The sequence below is a fragment of the Lacticaseibacillus porcinae genome (assembly GCF_003946305.1).
Lineage (GTDB): Bacteria > Bacillota > Bacilli > Lactobacillales > Lactobacillaceae > Lacticaseibacillus > Lacticaseibacillus porcinae.
Genome location: NZ_RHNS01000003.1, coordinates 89,364 through 107,788 on the forward strand (window position 1 = coordinate 89,364; position 18,425 = coordinate 107,788).

Annotated in this window: 17 protein-coding genes; 2 read left to right on the forward strand and 15 right to left on the reverse strand. The window is 46.9% G+C overall.

Annotation, left to right across the window (positions count from 1 at the left end; genetic code table 11):
* Window positions 1-5 precede the first annotated feature (5 nt).
* From EKM92_RS04160 to EKM92_RS04175, 4 genes are all read right to left on the reverse strand, one after another.
* Window positions 6-731, reverse strand: coding sequence for a metallophosphoesterase (locus EKM92_RS04160; protein WP_125708179.1), 726 nt, complete (start codon window positions 729-731; stop codon window positions 6-8).
* Between the two features lie 188 nt (window positions 732-919).
* Window positions 920-1,732, reverse strand: coding sequence for a metallophosphoesterase family protein (locus tag EKM92_RS04165; protein ID WP_125708181.1), 813 nt, complete (start codon window positions 1,730-1,732; stop codon window positions 920-922).
* The gene (locus tag EKM92_RS04170; protein ID WP_125708183.1) at window positions 1,710-2,018 is read right to left on the reverse strand and encodes a hypothetical protein; all 309 of its coding nucleotides are present in this window, start codon (window positions 2,016-2,018) and stop codon (window positions 1,710-1,712) included. The genes EKM92_RS04165 and EKM92_RS04170 overlap by 23 nt, the downstream gene beginning before the upstream one ends.
* The gene (locus EKM92_RS04175) at window positions 2,002-3,054 is read right to left on the reverse strand and encodes a hypothetical protein (RefSeq protein ID WP_125708185.1); all 1,053 of its coding nucleotides are present in this window, start codon (window positions 3,052-3,054) and stop codon (window positions 2,002-2,004) included. The genes EKM92_RS04170 and EKM92_RS04175 overlap by 17 nt, the downstream gene beginning before the upstream one ends.
* Window positions 3,055-3,270: 216 nt before the next feature.
* Here EKM92_RS04175 and EKM92_RS04180 point away from each other — a divergent pair, with 216 nt between their 5' ends.
* Window positions 3,271-3,732, forward strand: a complete 462-nt coding sequence (locus tag EKM92_RS04180) for a hypothetical protein (protein WP_125708187.1) — start codon at window positions 3,271-3,273, stop codon at window positions 3,730-3,732.
* Between the two features lie 68 nt (window positions 3,733-3,800).
* Here EKM92_RS04180 and glmM read toward each other — a convergent pair whose 3' ends face one another.
* The 3 genes from glmM to cdaA are packed head-to-tail and all read right to left on the reverse strand — an operon-like array spanning window position 3,801 to window position 7,114.
* A complete protein-coding gene (gene glmM, locus EKM92_RS04185) occupies window positions 3,801-5,153 on the reverse strand; it encodes a phosphoglucosamine mutase (RefSeq protein ID WP_125708189.1) in 1,353 nt (450 codons plus the stop codon).
* 21 nt (window positions 5,154-5,174) lie between these two features.
* Window positions 5,175-6,260, reverse strand: a complete 1,086-nt coding sequence (locus EKM92_RS04190) for a CdaR family protein (protein WP_125708526.1) — start codon at window positions 6,258-6,260, stop codon at window positions 5,175-5,177.
* Between the two features lie 5 nt (window positions 6,261-6,265).
* Window positions 6,266-7,114, reverse strand: coding sequence for a diadenylate cyclase CdaA (gene cdaA / locus EKM92_RS04195; protein WP_125708192.1), 849 nt, complete (start codon window positions 7,112-7,114; stop codon window positions 6,266-6,268).
* A 332-nt stretch (window positions 7,115-7,446) separates the two neighbouring features.
* Between cdaA and EKM92_RS04200 the strand changes: the two genes are divergently transcribed.
* A complete protein-coding gene (locus EKM92_RS04200) occupies window positions 7,447-8,868 on the forward strand; it encodes an aldehyde dehydrogenase family protein (protein WP_125708194.1) in 1,422 nt (473 codons plus the stop codon).
* A 709-nt stretch (window positions 8,869-9,577) separates the two neighbouring features.
* Here the strand turns inward: EKM92_RS04200 and EKM92_RS04205 are convergent.
* The 8 genes from EKM92_RS04205 to EKM92_RS04240 form a co-directional block, all read right to left on the reverse strand.
* A complete protein-coding gene (locus tag EKM92_RS04205) occupies window positions 9,578-10,303 on the reverse strand; it encodes a gamma-glutamyl-gamma-aminobutyrate hydrolase family protein (protein WP_125708196.1) in 726 nt (241 codons plus the stop codon).
* A 2-nt stretch (window positions 10,304-10,305) separates the two neighbouring features.
* On the reverse strand, window positions 10,306-11,928 hold the full coding sequence (locus EKM92_RS04210; protein WP_125708198.1) for a peptide ABC transporter substrate-binding protein: 1,623 nt from the start codon (window positions 11,926-11,928) through the stop codon (window positions 10,306-10,308).
* A gap of 148 nt (window positions 11,929-12,076) precedes the next feature.
* Window positions 12,077-13,243: a M20 aminoacylase family protein gene (locus EKM92_RS04215; protein ID WP_225420715.1), complete on the reverse strand. Its 1,167-nt coding sequence runs from the start codon at window positions 13,241-13,243 to the stop codon at window positions 12,077-12,079.
* A gap of 91 nt (window positions 13,244-13,334) precedes the next feature.
* Window positions 13,335-14,294, reverse strand: a complete 960-nt coding sequence (locus tag EKM92_RS04220) for a S66 family peptidase (protein ID WP_125708202.1) — start codon at window positions 14,292-14,294, stop codon at window positions 13,335-13,337.
* 74 nt (window positions 14,295-14,368) lie between these two features.
* Window positions 14,369-15,859 carry a glutamate--tRNA ligase gene (gene gltX, locus EKM92_RS04225; RefSeq protein WP_125708204.1) on the reverse strand — a complete coding sequence of 497 codons (1,491 nt, stop codon included), beginning with the start codon at window positions 15,857-15,859 and terminating at the stop codon, window positions 14,369-14,371.
* A gap of 74 nt (window positions 15,860-15,933) precedes the next feature.
* A complete protein-coding gene (locus EKM92_RS04230) occupies window positions 15,934-16,380 on the reverse strand; it encodes a DUF805 domain-containing protein (RefSeq protein ID WP_125708206.1) in 447 nt (148 codons plus the stop codon).
* Window positions 16,381-16,485: 105 nt separating this feature from the next.
* Complete coding sequence (locus EKM92_RS04235; protein ID WP_125708208.1) at window positions 16,486-16,737, reverse strand: hypothetical protein; 252 nt, start codon at window positions 16,735-16,737, stop codon at window positions 16,486-16,488.
* Window positions 16,738-16,804: 67 nt separating this feature from the next.
* On the reverse strand, window positions 16,805-18,265 hold the full coding sequence (locus EKM92_RS04240; RefSeq protein WP_420812559.1) for an APC family permease: 1,461 nt from the start codon (window positions 18,263-18,265) through the stop codon (window positions 16,805-16,807).
* Window positions 18,266-18,425 lie beyond the last annotated feature (160 nt).

Consider the following 18,425-nt stretch of genomic DNA (forward strand, 5'->3'; position numbering starts at 1 on the left):
CCTCCTCACACCTCTTGGTAACTGTGGTCATTCCAATAAAGTACTGGTACGCGATGACTTTTCAACGTGTCACCATCGATAAAATAATGACTCGCGTGATCATAATAAATATGCCCCAGGTAATGCTGATCATGAGCTACTTGGCGACTAGATACGTGACCTGCGATCACCACTTTTTCAAAATACCCCGTTGTCGGTGGAAATTTACTCAACAAAATATCACGTGAAAGGCCAAAAGCTTGCCAGTCGGGAATGGTTTCATCAATGCCGGCATGCACCAAAACCTGTCTTGGTAAAACCGCAATTAGTGGGCGAGCACTTAACCACTCAAACAATTGACGATGCGTTTGCCATAACGCCGTCACCACTGATTGCCGTGCATTCGTTGGATCAGCTTTAAGTTGATTCACCAATGCTTGCCACTGTGTCGCAGTAAAGAAACTCTTCGTCGTGTTAAAACCAGTATCTTGCGTCAACCAATCCAAATCATCAGTCCCCTCTAGAAAATCTAGGAACATCGCTTCATGATTGCCTAACAATAACTTCACGCCTGCATCCCCATTTGCGAGCTCATACACTCGCTGTAATACCGCGCCACTAGCTGCACCACCGTCGATCAAATCACCTAACACATACACCGGTTCATCACGTCGCAACGTCGAAAGCCGCGCCCAAGCTTCTTCAAACGCTTGACGATCGCCATGAATATCACTCATTGCAAAAAACGCCATTGACTACCTCCAGTAAGTCCCGCAATTCTCAACTTGAGATTACCATGATCGAACTGCCGCTTTTGCTTGCACTTTGGTTTCAGTCATAAACATTGCGTCGTGCCGGAGAGTTCGTCAACTTCTTCCGTTGATTGACACCTTAGTCGCCAGTACCAATCTCACCACCAACACATCATAACCCTTTCCAACTAAAGGTCCCCTTCGACATCATATTTTCGCTGTTTTGCCACTTGAATCAATAAGTCAGGTTTTTGATCCCATCCAGTGGGAATGACTGAAGCCACACCGTCTTCCACCAACAATAATTCCCCAGCACCATGAAATGCAACATACGGCGGCATACCCATCGGTCGTAAATTGAAGTTATCGACATCGATAAAAGGGACTCGCTCATGATTCCAATGTGACAATGAGATCTCAGTTTGCGGCGTATGGCCAAAGATTTGCTTGCGATATTTCAGGTTTGGACGATCCATCAATAAATTTGGCCGTAACCACAACGGCGAGCCAGTTTGATCGAAGCCGCCATCTTGAATCGAGTCCCGTCGCTCTAGTGTATCGATTGCATCAAGGTGATTTGGCGTCAACGGTTTTAAATACCAAGGTTGCAAGCCTTCACCTTGGGCAAAACCAGCATGTGACACTAAAATACCATCTAGTAAGTAGGCCACCTGGAGATCCAACGCCATCAGTTTGGCCTTAACTTGCGAGCGGTCAAATCGCAGTGAATAAACTCGCGTATGGTCCACTAAATATGGCGCATCGTGGTTGCCAAGCAACATCACGATTTCTAAGCCCGTCGCTTGTTGTCGTTGTTTCCATGCAAGCAGCGCGTCAAGTTCACTTAAGTACAATTCGGTGTCTTGTTGGCAATACCAATCATCCACATAATCCCCGACAAAGATGATCCGTTGAACGCCTTGCGTTTGAATCGCAACATCCACCAACGGTAAGATCACACGAACTTTCAAATGCAGATCACCGACAATCAAAGTTTTCATTTGAGTCCTCCTCGAATACCACCGTTAAATTTGGCTTGAACGGGATCCAACTGATCGCCCCACCAGTTTGCGTGATCACGTCACGGATTCCAAGATTTCCGGTCAAATCGGCATAGGCTTTCAACAATAGCAGCAGTTGCCCGACTGCCGGTTGATGAAAAACTTTGGGAAAGGCTAACTCAGCCATTTGCTGATCAGAAGCATCAATGCTGACAATTTGACTTTGATCAGCATTCAACGTCACCGTTAGAAAAGGGGTTTCCCGCACTTTAAAGATCACTTGCACTGCAATCCTCCCATAAAGCTTGTGTTTTTGGATCAGCAAGGACTCGTAACAACACATTTGCTTTGGTCCGCGCATACCAGTATAGCTGTGGCGCTTTGAACTGCACTTCTTCGCAGAGATCATTTAACCGATTCGTCAACGTTCGGTGATCAATTTGAAACGGCATGAAACCATTATTCAACAACTCTTTCACATTATCTTCAAAGCGCGTCCGATTCCCAAAAATCCCGCCACGAGTCCGAATCACGTCATTAGCATAATCTTGTTCGAGTTCAACCTCTCCCAACTGCAATTTTCCAGATCCAAACTGTGCATTGATGCGATCCGTCCAATACATCGGCAAGCACCGCCCATAATCGAAGTTCAACGGATGCACCAGCCCATTAAGGCGTTGAATCATCACAAAGTTCCCCATATTTTGCTTGCGGTCAGTGTTGCCAACCAACAAGTCAAATCCTGCTTGTTGCACCAAAAAGCGTTTGGCATGTTCCGGTGATACCCCGTAGCGTTGATAATAATCGATCAAATGAAGTAAGGTCTGTTGATTATCACCACAGTCAGCAACGTTGTGGGCAAATTCTTCCATGGTCACTGCATAATGTTCATAAATCTCAGGGTTCGGTGAATCATTAGCCAAAATCACTTCCAACCCATCATCACCTAAGAAATTCGGTGCACTGGAGCCGGTAATTTGACGTCCATGTTCTTGAATGACTTCAAAACTGTATGACAAACGCGACAAGAACGCTTCATGATGAAAGTTATTCGTCAAATACGCCGTGATCACCTCTGAAATCGAGGGATACTGAAAATCATATTCTGGTTTAAAGTGACGTTGACGATCGCGATGGTCGTCTAATTTCACACAACGTTCAAATACCTGATCACCGAATTTAGTGTATACCATGCCTTTGCGCTGATTGCCCTTGAATCGTGAATCACCAAATGGTCGCTGACTCAAGACCATCAATGAACCGTCATCATCAGCGTGAGTACCCTGGGCATAAGCCTGATTTAAATAAGAATTTGCGTTCATTGTGGACTCCTTTCTCCTCGGTGTGTAAAAGCATACATCTGAGTTTACAAAATTGCAAGCGGTTTTTGAATATATTTTATATCTATTTTTCAAATAACTTTATATATACGTTTTTCGCCTTAAGAAATTCAATGTATTAGGAGAGGTTTTGACGTATTTTTGACCAAACCTTCGCCACCCGTTACAATGAATTTGAAGCAATCCAAGGAGAAAAAGATGGAAACTCGCAACGAAAAGTTTCGCCGCTTAGCGCAAAAGCGCATGAGCACGCTGTATCAAGATATGAACAAAATCGCCAATCTAGCCAACAACACCCGCTATGAAGCTACCGCAGCAGACATTGAAGAACTCGCGACGAAATATCATACCCAAGGCCTTAACATACGGGCATATTTTGATGCGCCAATGACCTTATGGAACGAACTACCAACTGATTTCACTTTCGACAATACGGTGCCGCCAGTCAACGCTCAAAAACACATTTTATTCCGCGAGTTAGCAACAAAACGAATGGAAAATGTCTTTTTAGACGCCCGCTTGATCGTGAATCTCAGCAATAAAAGCAATTACACCTTCTCGCCACAGGAAGTCGATTTATTGATGGATGGTTATGAAAACAAAGGCATTGAAGTCTTCAATCGCTTCATGCCTTTGAAAACCGAATTTCGATTCAACTGATTGCGAACACAAAAATCCCCACAACTTTCGAAGAATTCGAAAGTTGTGGGGATTTGATTTATTGAAGGTTACTTGTTGCCCATCACTTGTTCGACGACGTCGACAATGCTATCGACATATTCGTTGACCAATGCTTCAGTCTTGGCTTCTGCCATCACACGCAACAACGCTTCAGTACCGGAAGGACGGACCAACACGCGGCCGTCGCCAGCCATTTTAGCTTCAACGTCTTCAATGGCAGCTTGAATTTCTGGATATTGTTTCCAGTTGTTCTTGTCGGCTACTGGTACGTTGACCAACTTTTGTGGATAAGTGGTGACTGGCGCTGCTAATTCAGATAATGGTTTGCCAGTTTGGGCCATCACATGCAACAATTGGATCCCAGTTAACATGCCGTCCCCTGTGTTGTGGTAATCTGACAAAATCACGTGACCTGATTGTTCGCCGCCGATGTTGTAGCCATTGGCGCGCATTTCTTCAGAAACATGACGATCGCCAACTGCCGTTTGCACAGACTTCATGCCGTTAGCTTCAAGGGCTTTGTACATGCCGAGGTTAGACATCACCGTGGTCACGACTGTATCTTTTTTCAACCGGCCTTGGGATTTCATGTAACTGCCTAAAACAAACATGATCTTGTCGCCATCGACGATTTGACCATTTTCATCAACGGCGATACAACGATCGCCATCGCCATCAAAAGCTAAACCGACTTGCGCACCAGATTCGACAACAAACTTCGCTAACGCTTCTGGATGGGTAGAGCCGACGCCTTTGTTGATGTTGATGCCATCAGGCTTGGTGGCCATGGTTTCAAATTCAGTATCAAGATCTGCAAACAAACGTGATACTAACCCACTAGTGGCACCGTTGGCAGCATCTAAGCACACATGAATGCCAGCTAAATCGTCAGATAAGGTTTGTTCCAAAAATTGAGTATACTTCAAGGCGCCTTCTGGATATTCAGTAACCGAACCTAACCCTTCTGCAGAAGGACGTGGCAAGGTGTCTTCTGGGGCATCAAGCAACGCTTCGATTTCATCTTCAGTGTCGTCAGATAACTTAAAGCCATCAGGACCGAAGAATTTGATCCCGTTATCTTGAGCGGGGTTATGTGAAGCTGAGATCTGGATCCCAGCAGCAGCGCTTTGCACGCGGATCAAGTACGCAACAGCAGGCGTGGTGATGACGCCTAAGTTCAACACTTCAATGCCGACAGACAATAACCCAGCCGTCAAGGCACTGGCTAACATTTCACCGCTGGCCCGAGTGTCGCGTGCGACTAACACTTTAGGGGTTTTGTCTTGGTTGTGTTGGGTCAACACATAACCACCACAACGCCCTAAACGAAAGGCCATTTCTGGCGTTAATTCAGAGTTGGCCACGCCACGCACACCATCGGTACCAAAATACTTTGTCATTTTAAAAAGTCCTCATTTCTATTAGTCATTTGCACTACTGCTGTCGCTAGCGGAATCACTTTCGCTAGTGCTGCTACTGCTACTACTTGAGCTGCTACTACTTGATTTAGCGCTGGAAGATGAACTGGCGCTTGAGTTATTGCTGCTTCCATTATCAGAGACTGAATATTGCACCTTGATGCTTTGCGGTGAAAAATCCGTCAATTTCGGAAACAGCTTGGCCAGCGTCAAGGTTTTAGTTTGGGAACTGGAAATATCAGAGATATCCACCGGCACATTCAATTCGTCGATGCCTTTGAGCACCGCGCTGGACCCATAAATCGTGATGTTGTTGGTGGTCGTCGTCACTGTGACGGCTTTGCCACTTGGGGCATTGCCAGTTGGCTTTAAAATCACTGGAACTGATTTTGACGGAATCGAAATCGGTAAGGTCACATGCACCGTTTCTGGAGATACCACCACGTTGACGGTATTGCCATTCTCATCTAAGGCTTGTAAGATCACTTCTTGACTCACTGAAGTCTTGGTATCACGTTTCATCACAACGTTTGCGACCACTTGATAAACGCGGTTGATCTCACCTTTGGCCCCGGTGATCTCAGCAGTGTCTGCAGACAGTTTCTCGTTGCCAACTGAATAACCAGGGGCGAGGGAATCTTTGTTGTAATGCACTTGGATCGGCATCCGGCGAGTTTTACGATCTTGGATCTTCACGGTAATGGTTTGCGGCTTGATCTTATAGGTCAAGTCTTTGTTTAACCCAGTTTCCGTCAACCGCACTTTATGGGTGCCAACAGAAAGATTTTGCAAGTTTGCTAAGATCCGGAAGTTTTGAGTGTTGGCAGTCACCGTGACTAATGACGCTGAGCCTTCAATGGTGACTTTGACTTTTTCTGGATAGCCAGTAATAAAATATTTATCCGTATCGGCGTTGAGTTGTAGCGGCACCGAAATCGTCCGCTTCGCCGTGGCAGTGATGGTGTTATCTGTCGACGCGTCTTGGCGCGTGTTATTGATATTTTGCACATTCACATAAGCAAACAACCCGACAGCAAGCAGAAAGGCTAACAAGCGATAAGCCCATTTACTTTCCCAAAAATCATTCAACCATTTCATCGCTTTTGCCCCCCTTTGCCAAACTTAGAGGTAAACCATGCAACGATCGGACTTTGCTCTTGGGCTTCGTCTGCAGGAACCAGTTGCGCTGTCAACAACTTCATATAATCTTCGTGGGTCAAATCGCGGATCAAATGGTTGTTGTGAGTGACGGTGACGCCACCAGTTTCTTCTGAGATCACCACAGTCAGCGCATCAGTCACTTCCGAGATCCCAACAGCTGCACGGTGGCGAGTGCCAAGTTCTTTAGGAATGGCGTTTGATTCAGACAACGGTAAATAAGCAGCAGCGACTGCGACGCGATTATCGCGAATGATCACGGCGCCATCATGCAATGGCGTGTTGGGGATGAAAATGTTGATCAAGAGCTCCCCAGAAATATCGGCATCGATCGGGATCCCAGTTTCGATGTAATCTTCCAAACCGGTATTTTGTTGAATGGTGATCAACGCCCCGATACGACGTTTGCTCATATACTGGATCGCTTTATCCAGTTGGGCCACCATGCGCTGTTCTTCCACGTGTTGATTGGAGCGAGTCCATGGCAACACCGAGCCACGCCCTAAGTGTTCCAACCCACGACGAATTTCTGGTTGGAAAATGATCACTAACGCTGGCACTGACCAGGTAATGATCATATCAGTGATGTAGCCCACGGTTTTGAGCTGTAAGTACCACGACACGATTTTGATGATCGCGATCACGAAGACGCCTTTGAGCAGTTGCACAGCTTTGGTGCCGCGGATCAACATGATCAAACGGTACAGTGCATACCATACCACCAAAATGTCGATGGCATTGGCGATGGTCGACCACGTCCATAAATGCGTCAGGATTGACTGCATACCACGCCCTCCTATTTTTCGTTTCTGCCAATGATGACAGAATTGATTTTACGCATTATTATACCACGAATTGTTGTGGTAGCCTTGAATTCCATTTCTGTATTGAAACAAAAAAACTTCTGTATCAATGACTGTTTGATGAAAACGCGGCCATTGTCATTGAAAATCCGTGATAATTATCACAAAGAGTGGATAAGATGGGCATTTTGCCGCTTTAGTTTCAGTGGGTGGATACACCCACGATCGCCTGTTTCGCGGCGTTTTCACGGTGTTTACAAAGCATTAGACACAGGTTAAGATAGCCTCAATCACTGATTATAGGAGCTGAGGAAATGTCAAACAAAGTTACGCAAATGAATCCCCAAGCACAAGTCGAATCCGCTGTCAACGAACTCGTTGAAAATGCCCAAACTGCTTTTAAAGCTTACCAAAACTTTACGCAAGAACAAGTCGACGCCATTTGTGTCGCGGTGGTCAAAGCCGCTACTGCCCATGCCAAAGACTTAGCCTTCTTGGCTTGGAAAGAAACTGGTCGTGGCGTCGCTGAAGATAAAGCGATCAAAAATATTTATGCCTCCCAATATATTTGGAACAGCATGAAAAATCAAAAAACTGTTGGCTTGATTGAAGAAAGCCCAATGGATCACATTAAAAAATACGCTGAACCGCTTGGCGTCGTTGCTGGTGTGACCCCTGTCACCAACCCAACCTCCACGGTGATCTTCAAAGCGTTGATGGCGTTAAAGACGCGCAATGCAATCATCTTCGGCTTACATCCACAAGCCCAACAATGTGGCGCGGCCACTTGCAAAATTTTAAACGAAGCAGCGGTCCGTGCTGGTGCTCCTGATAACTTGATCCAATATATTCATGAACCAAGCATCGAAGCTTCCAGCGCTTTGATGAATCACCAAGGGGTCGCTTTAGTCTTAGCCACTGGCGGCCCTGGCATGGTCAAAGCCGCATACTCCACTGGTAAGCCTGCTTTAGGTGTCGGCCCTGGTAACGCCCCTGCATACATTGAAGCTACCGCCGACATTGAAGCGACAGTTAACGACATCACCTTGTCCAAGTCGTTTGATAACTCGATGATCTGTGCTTCTGAAAACTCGATCGTCGTTGATCGGGCGATTTACCCACAAATCAAAGCTAGCTTTGAAAAACACCATGCTTACTTTGTGCCAGATGATGAAGTCGAGAAGTTATCCGAAGCAGTCATCGATCCTCAACGCCGCACAGTCCGTGGTCCGATCGCTGGTCAATCTGCTGAACACATTGCCAAACTTGCCGGCATCAAAGTTCCTAAAGGCACCAAGTTATTGATCGCCAAGCTTGATGGGATCGGCCCGAACTTCTTGTTATCAGGCGAAAAGCTTTGCCCAGTGTTGTCGATGTATATCGCCAATGATCACAAGTCTGGCTTTGCTTTATGCCACGCCTTGCTTGATTATGGTGGCTTAGGTCATACCGCTGCCATTCACACCCAAAACATGCAACTCGCTGATGAATTCGGCGAACAAATGCCAGCTTGCCGTGTGTTGGTCAACACCCCTGCCTCATTGGGTGGGATCGGTGGTTTGTTCAACAAACTCGCCCCATCATTGACGCTTGGGACTGGTTCTTATGGGAAGAACTCGATTTCTCATAACTTGACTGCCATGGACTTGTTGAACATCAAAACCGTTGCTGGTGCCACTCGCCATCCTAACGAATTGATCGGTGAATTGCGTGATTTGATCCACAGCCGCAAGTAATCGTATCGTCATTTGAAAAATTTTGCCGAATTTTTGCAGGTCATCATCGTGATGGCCTGTTTTTTTCGCGGGACGTTGCCTGATCACAAATCTTCAAACAAATATTTCACTGACTGTTACGTAACAGAAAAACCACCAAAATCCTGTTACGTAACAAGAAAATGTAATCGCTTGCAATTAAAATTGTGTGATGCTATATTATTGTCAGGAGAAGTGATCAGCTTAGCGCAGGTTGACCGTACCACTTCATGGCGAGGCGGAAGAGCTTCGTTAAACCGAATGAGACAGACCCGCAGCGACTCAGCGACTATTACGTTTGGTTGTTGAGCAACGTTGGATCTCTCGTATCAAAGTGCCGGTACTCGAAGGGCCCCTGTGGGGCTCAAACCAGTGACACCGGGTCGAGTTCCCTATGGCAACATAGGAAGAAAGTGACGCCTGTGTGACGAAAGGCTAATGCATTGCTGATTAGTCCCGAACGTGGTCAAGGTTCAATAAACCAAGGCGACGCAGATACGCACTTGCTGTCATCGTGCTAAAACGTAATTGAATCGGCGTCAAAGCCAGAGGTCCACGAAATGGCGTGCTGTTTCGTGGATTTCCTGCGCCTTCGACCAGAAGAGCGTCTCAACTGCCGTGGTTGAGACGCTTTTTGAATTGCAACGAAAAAAATCGCGCCGACGATCTGTCGACGCGAAACTTCAAGTGCTTATTCCCCAGCTAACGCCACCAAATGTTTAAACGGTGCCAACTGCGCTTGATCTTCGGTATACAACATTTCAGGATGCCACTGCACGCCGAAGATCCGGTGACGCGCATCGTTTGATTCAACAGCTTCCACCACGTCGTCATGAGCGCGAGCAATCACGGTGAAGTCGTCTGCCACGTCTTTTAACGCTTGAGTGTGCAATGAGTTCACGAGATGCGTTTTACCTAAAGCTTGTGACAAATACGTCCCTTCAGTGAGATCCACGTAATGAGACGCTTGGGTGTCAGGCGTTGGCACTTGCATGTGCTTGATCACCGGTTCCTTGCGATACGCAAGGTCTTGCCACAAGGTCCCGCCTAAACCGACGTTGAGCATTTGCATGCCGCGGCAGACGCCTAAGATCGGTTTGTCCGTTGCGCGCACGGCTTGAATAATCGCCAATTCGAATTTATCGCGGCGCAAAGAGGTTTGCCCCATCAACGGTTGCGGCTCTTCCCCATATAAAAACGGTGACGCCCCTTGGCCGCCAGTCAACAAGAAGCCGTCAAACTGGTCGACATATTCGCTTGCAGCTTCGCGGTCGACTAACGGCAAAATCACCGGCGTCCCGCCAGCGGCATAAACAGCATCGATGTAAAACTGTGGCACATAAGTCGCAGGATGGTTGTGGAACACTTTTTCGGCAAAATCATATTGATTCGCGACAATTGCGATCAATGGTTTCATTGTTACTTCACCTCAATATATTGATAGTTCACGGTCGAGCCAAACGGAATGATTGCAAGGCCCGACGTCTTTGGATTCTGCACATAGCTTAACCCCACTTGATAGACTGGCGCAATGGCCACATCCGTTTTGATCAAACGCGTTTCGGCTTGTTGAATCGCTGTATAGCGTGCGTCTGCGTTGCTAGCTAAGCTGCCGTGGATCTTAGCGAGATCAGCATCATAAGCTTGGGAATCGTATTTAGAGAAGTTGAGTTGGCCAGTGGATTGATACACATCTAAGAAGTTGATTGGATCATCAAAGTCAGGCGCCCAAGTCCCAAAGGCGATATCGTAATCACCGGAACGCTCCAAAGCAATGCGTTGCGCCACTGGGATCGACTTTAAGGTGATGTGAATGCCTGGCAAATGAGATTCGATCTGCCCTTGCAAAAATTCACCAGCATTTTTAGCGTCTTCTGTATCTGCCGTTAACAAGGTCAAATTCAAACTCGACTTGCCAAGTTCTTGTTGCGCTTTAGCCCACTCGGCTTTAGCGTCAGTCGGGTTAAACGTCAACAAGTTGCCAGTATCTTGGCGATAGTCTTTGCCAGTCTTGGGATTAGTCGACAAGTTGCTTGGCACTAACCCATTTAATGCGGCTGAGCCATCTTTTAACACGTTTTTGGCAAACTTACTTTTGTCGAAACTTTCTGCTAATGCGCGCCGCAAGTGGACATTAGCTGTCGCTGAACGTTTGAAGTTCATGCTGAGATAACCGATGGTCGGCGTGGTGATTTGATGCAACGCTTTGTTGTTGGTAAAGCGACTGAGGTTTTCAGACGTCAACGCCGCATAATCGACTTTGCCGGTGTTGAACAAGTTCGCTGCCGTACCAGTATCTTTGACCACCCGAACGGAAACTGAATCGAGTTTCACTGATGACTTATCCCAGAAATTGTTGTTCTTTTGATAAGTCCAATTGTCGTTTTTTAAACTAAAGCCTTTGACTTTAAACGGTCCGTTGGCTAAGACGTCTGCGGAACTGGTCCCAAATTTCTTCCCAGTTTTCTTGACGAAAGCTTCATTGACTGGCACATAAGGTGTCCCAGTCAGCAGATCTTTCAAATAAGTCAACGGCTCAGACAAGGTCAGTTGCAACTTGTAAGTGCCAAGGGCTTTGGCCCCAAGGCTCGACAATGGCTTGGCGCCGGTACGTACTGCTTGCCCATTTTTCAAAAAGTCCACGCGGGCCGCTTGGCTGGCACCAACTGTAGGATCAGCTAAGCGTTTGAAGGCATATACAAAGTCCGCTGCGGTGACTGGTTTGCCGTTAGACCACTTGGTGTGTTTTAAGGTGAAAGTGTAGACTGTTTTGTCGGCGTTAGTGGTGTAAGATTTCGCGACGCCGGCGACGACTTTATTCTTGGCGTCTCTGGTGTACAAGCCTTGTTGTTCGGCATTGATCACTTCAGCAGAAACGCTCAAGGTGTATTGCGCCGGATCCAAGGTATCAGGATTGGCATTCAACGTGGTTTTAAACACTTTTTTGTCGGTCGTTGCCGCTTTTTGTCCACAAGCAACTAGCAACAACCCCAAACTTGCGATGGTAATGGCGACGGTGGTGCCTTTGAATTTCACTGTCATTGATTTACCCCCATTGGCGTCAGGTGAACTGCGATCGTCCACTTCCTAGCGAATGTTTATGAGAAAACTCTTCGCAATTATTCGCTATATGCCAAATATTTTAATGGGTTTCAAATAATAAGTCAATCTATAAATCGCAAACATTTGTTTATAAATAAAGGTACTGTTCCACGATGCCAACGAAGTAACTCGCCATCGGTGCGATCAAATCGTCGTCAAAATCAAACTTACTGGTGTGTACATAAGGTTTGTTCTTGCCGCCACTCATCAAGGCATAACACCCTGGCACTTGATCGAGCATAAAAGCAAAATCTTCAGAGGCCATCACCGGATCAAATTGGGTACGGATCTTGTCGCCGAAGACTTGTTCTGCTACTTGTTGGGCGATTGCCACTGGTTGTTCAGCATTGATCACCGCCGGGGAAATTTGAAAATGTTCGCATTGTATGTTGGCACCATACGCTTGCCCCACCCCTTGTGCGATTTGATCGATATGCGCAATGGTTTGGTCGCGCACTTTACTGTCCAGCGTGCGAATACTCAAAAACAGTTGTGCGGTGTCTGGAATCACATTATAGGTTTCCGCTTGTCCGGCTAAGAAACTCCCGACTGTCACCACTGTGGCATCAAGTGGTGAGGTATTGCGCGAAACCACGCTTTGCAAACTTTGAATCAACGCCGCGCCGACGACAATAGGATCAACGGTGCGTTCAGGCGCTGACGCATGGCCGCCATGGCCGTGAATGGTGATCCGCATGCGATCAGAGCTTGCCATCACGGCGCCTGGCTGCAAATAAATTGTGCCATCATCGAGATGCGGCCAGTTGTGATACCCAAACAACATGTCGCAAGGAAAACGATCAAACAACCCGTCGGCAAGCATTTTCGGGGCGCCATGAACGCCTTCTTCCCCAGGTTGAAAAATCACATTCACAGTACCATCAAATTCACCATATTCAGACAAGTAACGCGCAGTCGCAAGCATCGTGGTGATGTGACCGTCATGGCCGCAAGCATGCATCAAGCCTGGGACTTGGCTCTTGTATGGAAGGCCGGTGGCTTCTGTGATCGGCAAACAATCCATATCGGCGCGCAAGCCAACGGTTTTGGTTGAGGTGCCGCGGCGCAGTTGCCCCACGACACCGTTACCGCCGACATGTTCGGTGACAGCAAAACCATAGTCGCGCAATTTTTCTGCGACGAGTTGCGCCGTATTGACAGTAGCTAATCCCAGTTCTGGATGTTCATGTAAGTGATGGCGCAGTTGCGTGAATTCATCTTGCCAGTCATCAAGTGGCGCTAAATTGTGAGTCATGGAAACCTCCAGTGAAACTATGATAGCTTTGATTGTACCGCAAAAATGAGATATTGGTTAATTTAACGTGATAAAAAAAAAAAGCCGCTAATCAGCGACTTTTGGTAAAACGAACGGTTTGGGCCACCGCATCGAATTCGGCAAAATCTCCGATCGGCGTGGTCATCATCGGGACTGTGTGACACGAATCATAATCGTAGATCACCGGTAGCGGTTGGTCATTGAGCACTTCCAGTAAAATATCGATCGGCGCCCGCCCAGTCCCAGCATCATCAAACAGCGCATGTTTGCCGAGGATCACGCCGCGAACTTGATCGAACACCCCAGCATTTTTCAACATGGCAAAGTTGCGTTCAACCGTGGCGGCATCTTTTTCTGCATCTTCGATCAACAACAGATCATCAGGTGCCAACTGCGGGAAATAAGTCGAATGAATAAACCCAGTCATCGTATCGAGGTTGCCACCAATGATCCGGCCTGATAATTGCGGCGTTTGGGTGTAACCCCAATGATTGCCATGCATCTGCTTAGGGGTGTCAAAATTTTCCCAGTTGGTATGATCATCACTCCAAGTGGTTGGGGCTTGAAGCAACGTGTCACCAGCCAACACCGCTTGAAAATCCTTCAGCGATTCATTGACAATTGGTGCCCACTCACCAAACCCTGCCACCAGCGTCGGTCCATACAAGACTCGACAGTTCGGCGCTTTGGTATAAATGGCTAACAACAAAGCCGTCACATCTGAATAACCAACGATGGTTTTGGGATGGGCATTGAGATAGTCATAGTCGAGATACGGCAACATCGCATTGCTATTCATCCCACCGATCGTTGCCATTAAAATATCGACTTGCGGATCATGGATCAAGGCGTTGAGTTCTGCCACCCGCGCTTGAATCGCGCCGCTGCGATAACCATCTGCCTGCCCAGTCAAGGAACCCGCGACCAACTGATAGCCAGCCGCTTTCAAAAAATTCTGCGCCCGGGCAAAGCGTACCGGACTGATTGCAGTGATCGGCGTGGACGGTGAGAAAAAGCCGATTGTCGTCATATTGCACCCCTCCTTGTTGGTTAGCAATTATAACACAAAAAATCACCTCACAAGGAGATGATTTCGTTGAAACCTTATTTTTCAATCAGCGCTAAGACGCGATCGATGTTGGCCATGACTTTGTCGCGACCCATCAGTTCCATGGTTTCGGCTAATTGAGGGCCGTGCATATGGAAAGTAGCAGCGATACGAACAGGCATAAAGAGCTTACGGCCTTTAACGCCTAAAGCCAAGCGGATTTGGTAAACTTCTTGGTTGATGAAGTAAGCGGTGAAGACATCTAAGGCTTCAAGCTTTTCTTTCAACAACTTGATGATCGGCAAGGCATTGTCATCGGCGATTTCTTTCATTTCGTCTTCAGTCAATTCCGTGCGATCTTCAAAGAAGATGCTGGACAAGTCAACGACTTGTTGGGTGTAACTCATTTGTGGAATGTACAAGCTGATCATTTGACGCGCCCATTCGATGGTGTTCGCGTCTGGATCTGCAGGCACGCGGCCAGCTTCGATCAAGTTTTCCAACGCCAAAGCAGTGAGCTCTGAAGGTTGGGTTTCCTTGATGTACTTGTTGTTGACCCATTCCAGCTTCTTTTGGTCAAAGCGCGCAGGTGATTTGCTCAGGCGCTTTTCATCAAATAACTTGATGAATTCCTTTTTGGTGAAGATCTCGTCTTCACCTTTAGGCGACCAGCCCAGCAAAGTGATGAAGTTGAACATCGCGTTTGGCAAGTAACCCAGTTCACGATATTGTTCGATGAACTGCAAGACGTTTTCGTCACGCTTGGAAAGCTTTTTGCCAGTAGCGCCGTTGATGATCAAGGTCATGTGACCAAAGACTGGGGCTTCCCAACCTAAAGCATCATAAACAGCCATTTGCTTTGGGGTGTTGGCGATATGGTCATCCCCACGTAAAACGTGAGTGATTTCCATCAAATGATCGTCGATCACCACAGCAAAGTTATAAGTTGGCATGCCGTCGCGCTTTAAAATGACAAAGTCGCCGCCGATGGTGTTGCCATCGATGGAAATATCGCCTTTGACGATATCTTGCCATTCATACGTTTTATCTTCTGGAATGTGGAAGCGAATGACTGGGGTCAAGGCCTTAGCCTTAGCGGCATCGATCTTGGCTTGCTTTTCAGCTTCAGTCAAGCCTTCATATTCGTAAACGTAATGCGGCATTTCGTGGTTAGCTTGTTGCGCTTCACGATCGGCTTGCAATTCTTCTTCAGTCTTGTAAGATTCGTAAGCCTTGCCTTCAGCCAGCAATTGGTTGATGTATTTCATGTAGATGTCTTTGCGTTCAGATTGACGGTACGGCCCGAAGTCGCCGCCTTTATCTGGACCCTCATCCCAATCAATGCCTAACCAGTGCAGGTTTTCGATTTGGCTTTTTTCACCATCAGCAATGTTACGTTTTTGGTCGGTATCTTCAATGCGAAGTACCATCGTCCCATTGTAATGACGTGCGAAAAGATAGTTGAACAGTGCCGTCCGGGCATTTCCGATGTGAAGATGGCCGGTTGGACTTGGTGCATAGCGCACCCGAATTGGTCGATCTGCCAATGCATTACGCCTCCATTTTTCTTTAAACAATGCGTTACTAGTGTACCACAGACACACACGGCTTGCAGAAAAAATCACGCTGGGATGCTCGGTTGATACGACCACCACAACAAAATCGCACCACTAGCTAACATCCCCACTAAAGCAAGCTTGCCGATAAGGCCGTGGATGAAGATGACGGCAACTGCTGTCACAGCATCTATCCCCATCGCCGTCACGCCTTTGGGTAAAGCAATGCCAGCATCGCGCAGCCGTCTAACTTGTAGTGACGCACTTGGCACAACAGTCAAGGCGATGACGACCAGTAAGGCAATGATCAGTGTTTGTCGTAATTGATTGTTGCTGAAAATTGCTCGTCCTTGCACCAACACGATTAAGTTCACGATCACGGATAATAAATACCCAAATAACCACACCCACCAATATTCTGAGCGACTTGAACGACCTTTGAAATTGCCTGCATTGCGTCCCCAGGCGACGACTGCTTGAAAGCAACTCGCCCCATACCACCGATTATGCATTTCCCCACCTCCATGGGCTCATTATCTCAAATTCCAGGGACTTTGCAATCGGTTTCAGTTTCTTCTATTAAAATAGCTGGCTTCATCGCAAGCCAGCTAAATCAATTATTTTTGACGCAATTGGCGGATCTGGATAACAGCGTCGTAAATCGAAACCAAAGCGATCAGCCCTTCGATCCACATCACCATCGAACCTTTGAATCCATGGAACAACGCCAACACAGCAACAATCGCCAAAATGATCACATCAAGCGTCAAGCGACCTTTTGGGGTTTCAAACCAGCTGCGATAACGGAAGTACACAATGGCAAACACCACCAACAAAATGATCCACAACATTGCATTCACGGCTTTCATAAAAGACTATACATTTATGATAGCGGTTTACACCGCGAAACACCAGACTGAATTACACAACGTCATTTTAATGCTTCACTAATGAATGCTGCTTTTGTTCGCGACGCGCTAAAAGCGGCATGATCCCGCCGACCCCAAACAACACAGCAACTGATACGATGTTCATCGCCAGCTCATGCCACCACAACCCTGACCACAAAGCACCTTCTTGTGGTAAGACACCAAGGCTTGCGCAAACAAAAGCAAACAAGAAGCCCCAAACGCCAACGGTGATCGCCAAGCCTTTATTTTTAATGAAGACAAATGGGGAATCAAAGCGGTCTTCATGCAGCCGCAGAGCGATAAAGCCTAAGAACAACCAGCAAGACTTATATGGGGTCACGATCCCGTTTAAGTTCAACAACCAGTTAAAAATCGAGTTGATCGAAGGCAACGTCCCAGATAGCAACAACAAGAACAAGCACAGTAGCGCCGTCAATGTGTAAGCATGAATGGGACGACCAGTGCGATCGAGTTTCCGCATCCAACTTGGCATGTAGCGATCAGAGGCATCCCCTGACAACACGCGACTGGAAGCATCCAGCAAAACGCCAAGTTGTGACAACATATAAATGAAGGAAACAAACGAGTAAATGTGAAGCATCAACTTCCCAAGCCCCAAGCTTTCGCCTAAACGATCAAAGGCGTAAAAGGCACCGTTCATTTTCAAATCGTTTGGTAAGTGATGGGCGTTGAAGAAAACCCCTAAAGCCAAAGACCCAAACACAGTTAAAAATACAGTGAGGACGATCAACAAGTACATCGCTTTAGGAAATTCAGACTTCGGATTGCGGAGCTTGGTGACATATGCGGCGCCAATTTCTGCGCCAGACACCGCAAACACTAACAAACCAGTGGTGGCAAAGTAATGGGTGTCAAACTTGGGAATGAAGGCTGACCAAGTGAATGGTTGCGTGGCAATGTGCACGCCTTGCTTCAACCCGACAACCGTCATGATCACAAACAACACCGTCATGATAAACATGGCGCCACCTGCTAACATCCCTAAGATTTCGAGAGATTTTTGCACGAGGTTTTGGAACACTAAGAACAACCCAATGACCACAAAAGTGAAGATCCCAAACATCACGTTAGTCATATATTTATCTAAGGAATTATTCCCTAAAATCGTCCAAGACAGCGACACGATCACGGAGTTGGCAACGTCAACGGTGTAAGGCATTAAACTTGCCCAAAACATCCAGCCAGTCCAATACCCTGCCCCTTCGCCTAGCGCATGCTTCGACCAACTCGCCAAACCACCGCCTGCTTCATTAAACGTCGATCCCATTTGCGCAGAGATCAACCCGTAAGGCAATACATAAGCCACCGCCATGAAGATCCATGAGAAAATCACTGACAAGCCTTGATTTTGGAATGGGTAGATCACATCTTCAAAGCCGACGATGGTGGTGAACGTCAATAACGTCAACATCGGCCATTTCATATAAGATTTCGTATCTGGATTTAAATCTGGATCCATTTGCATGAAAATAATTCCTCCCGAATATGTACGAGTCAGCATATAGCACCGACCCAATTGAATTAATGCCAATTGAATATGTTACGCTTTCTGAAAACTTATGCCAAGAAAAATCAATGTTTTCATACAAAAAAATCGCAGCTGGCGAGCTGCGATTTCTGTCAGA

Bases quoted from the DNA above. Each gene is read 5' to 3' on its own strand.
- EKM92_RS04160 (WP_125708179.1), bottom strand. From the start codon at position 731: ATGGCGTTTTTTGCAATGAGTGATATTCATGGCGATCGTCAAGCGTTT.
- EKM92_RS04165 (WP_125708181.1), bottom strand. From the start codon at position 1,732: ATGAAAACTTTGATTGTCGGTGATCTGCATTTGAAAGTTCGTGTGATC.
- EKM92_RS04175 (WP_125708185.1), bottom strand. From the start codon at position 3,054: ATGAACGCAAATTCTTATTTAAATCAGGCTTATGCCCAGGGTACTCAC.
- EKM92_RS04180 (WP_125708187.1), top strand. From the start codon at position 3,271: ATGGAAACTCGCAACGAAAAGTTTCGCCGCTTAGCGCAAAAGCGCATG.
- glmM (WP_125708189.1), bottom strand. From the start codon at position 5,153: ATGACAAAGTATTTTGGTACCGATGGTGTGCGTGGCGTGGCCAACTCT.
- cdaA (WP_125708192.1), bottom strand. From the start codon at position 7,114: ATGCAGTCAATCCTGACGCATTTATGGACGTGGTCGACCATCGCCAAT.
- EKM92_RS04200 (WP_125708194.1), top strand. From the start codon at position 7,447: ATGTCAAACAAAGTTACGCAAATGAATCCCCAAGCACAAGTCGAATCC.
- EKM92_RS04205 (WP_125708196.1), bottom strand. From the start codon at position 10,303: ATGAAACCATTGATCGCAATTGTCGCGAATCAATATGATTTTGCCGAA.
- EKM92_RS04210 (WP_125708198.1), bottom strand. From the start codon at position 11,928: ATGACAGTGAAATTCAAAGGCACCACCGTCGCCATTACCATCGCAAGT.
- EKM92_RS04215 (WP_225420715.1), bottom strand. From the start codon at position 13,243: ATGACTCACAATTTAGCGCCACTTGATGACTGGCAAGATGAATTCACG.
- EKM92_RS04220 (WP_125708202.1), bottom strand. From the start codon at position 14,294: ATGACGACAATCGGCTTTTTCTCACCGTCCACGCCGATCACTGCAATC.
- EKM92_RS04230 (WP_125708206.1), bottom strand. From the start codon at position 16,380: ATGCATAATCGGTGGTATGGGGCGAGTTGCTTTCAAGCAGTCGTCGCC.
- EKM92_RS04235 (WP_125708208.1), bottom strand. From the start codon at position 16,737: ATGAAAGCCGTGAATGCAATGTTGTGGATCATTTTGTTGGTGGTGTTT.
- EKM92_RS04240 (WP_420812559.1), bottom strand. From the start codon at position 18,265: ATGCAAATGGATCCAGATTTAAATCCAGATACGAAATCTTATATGAAA.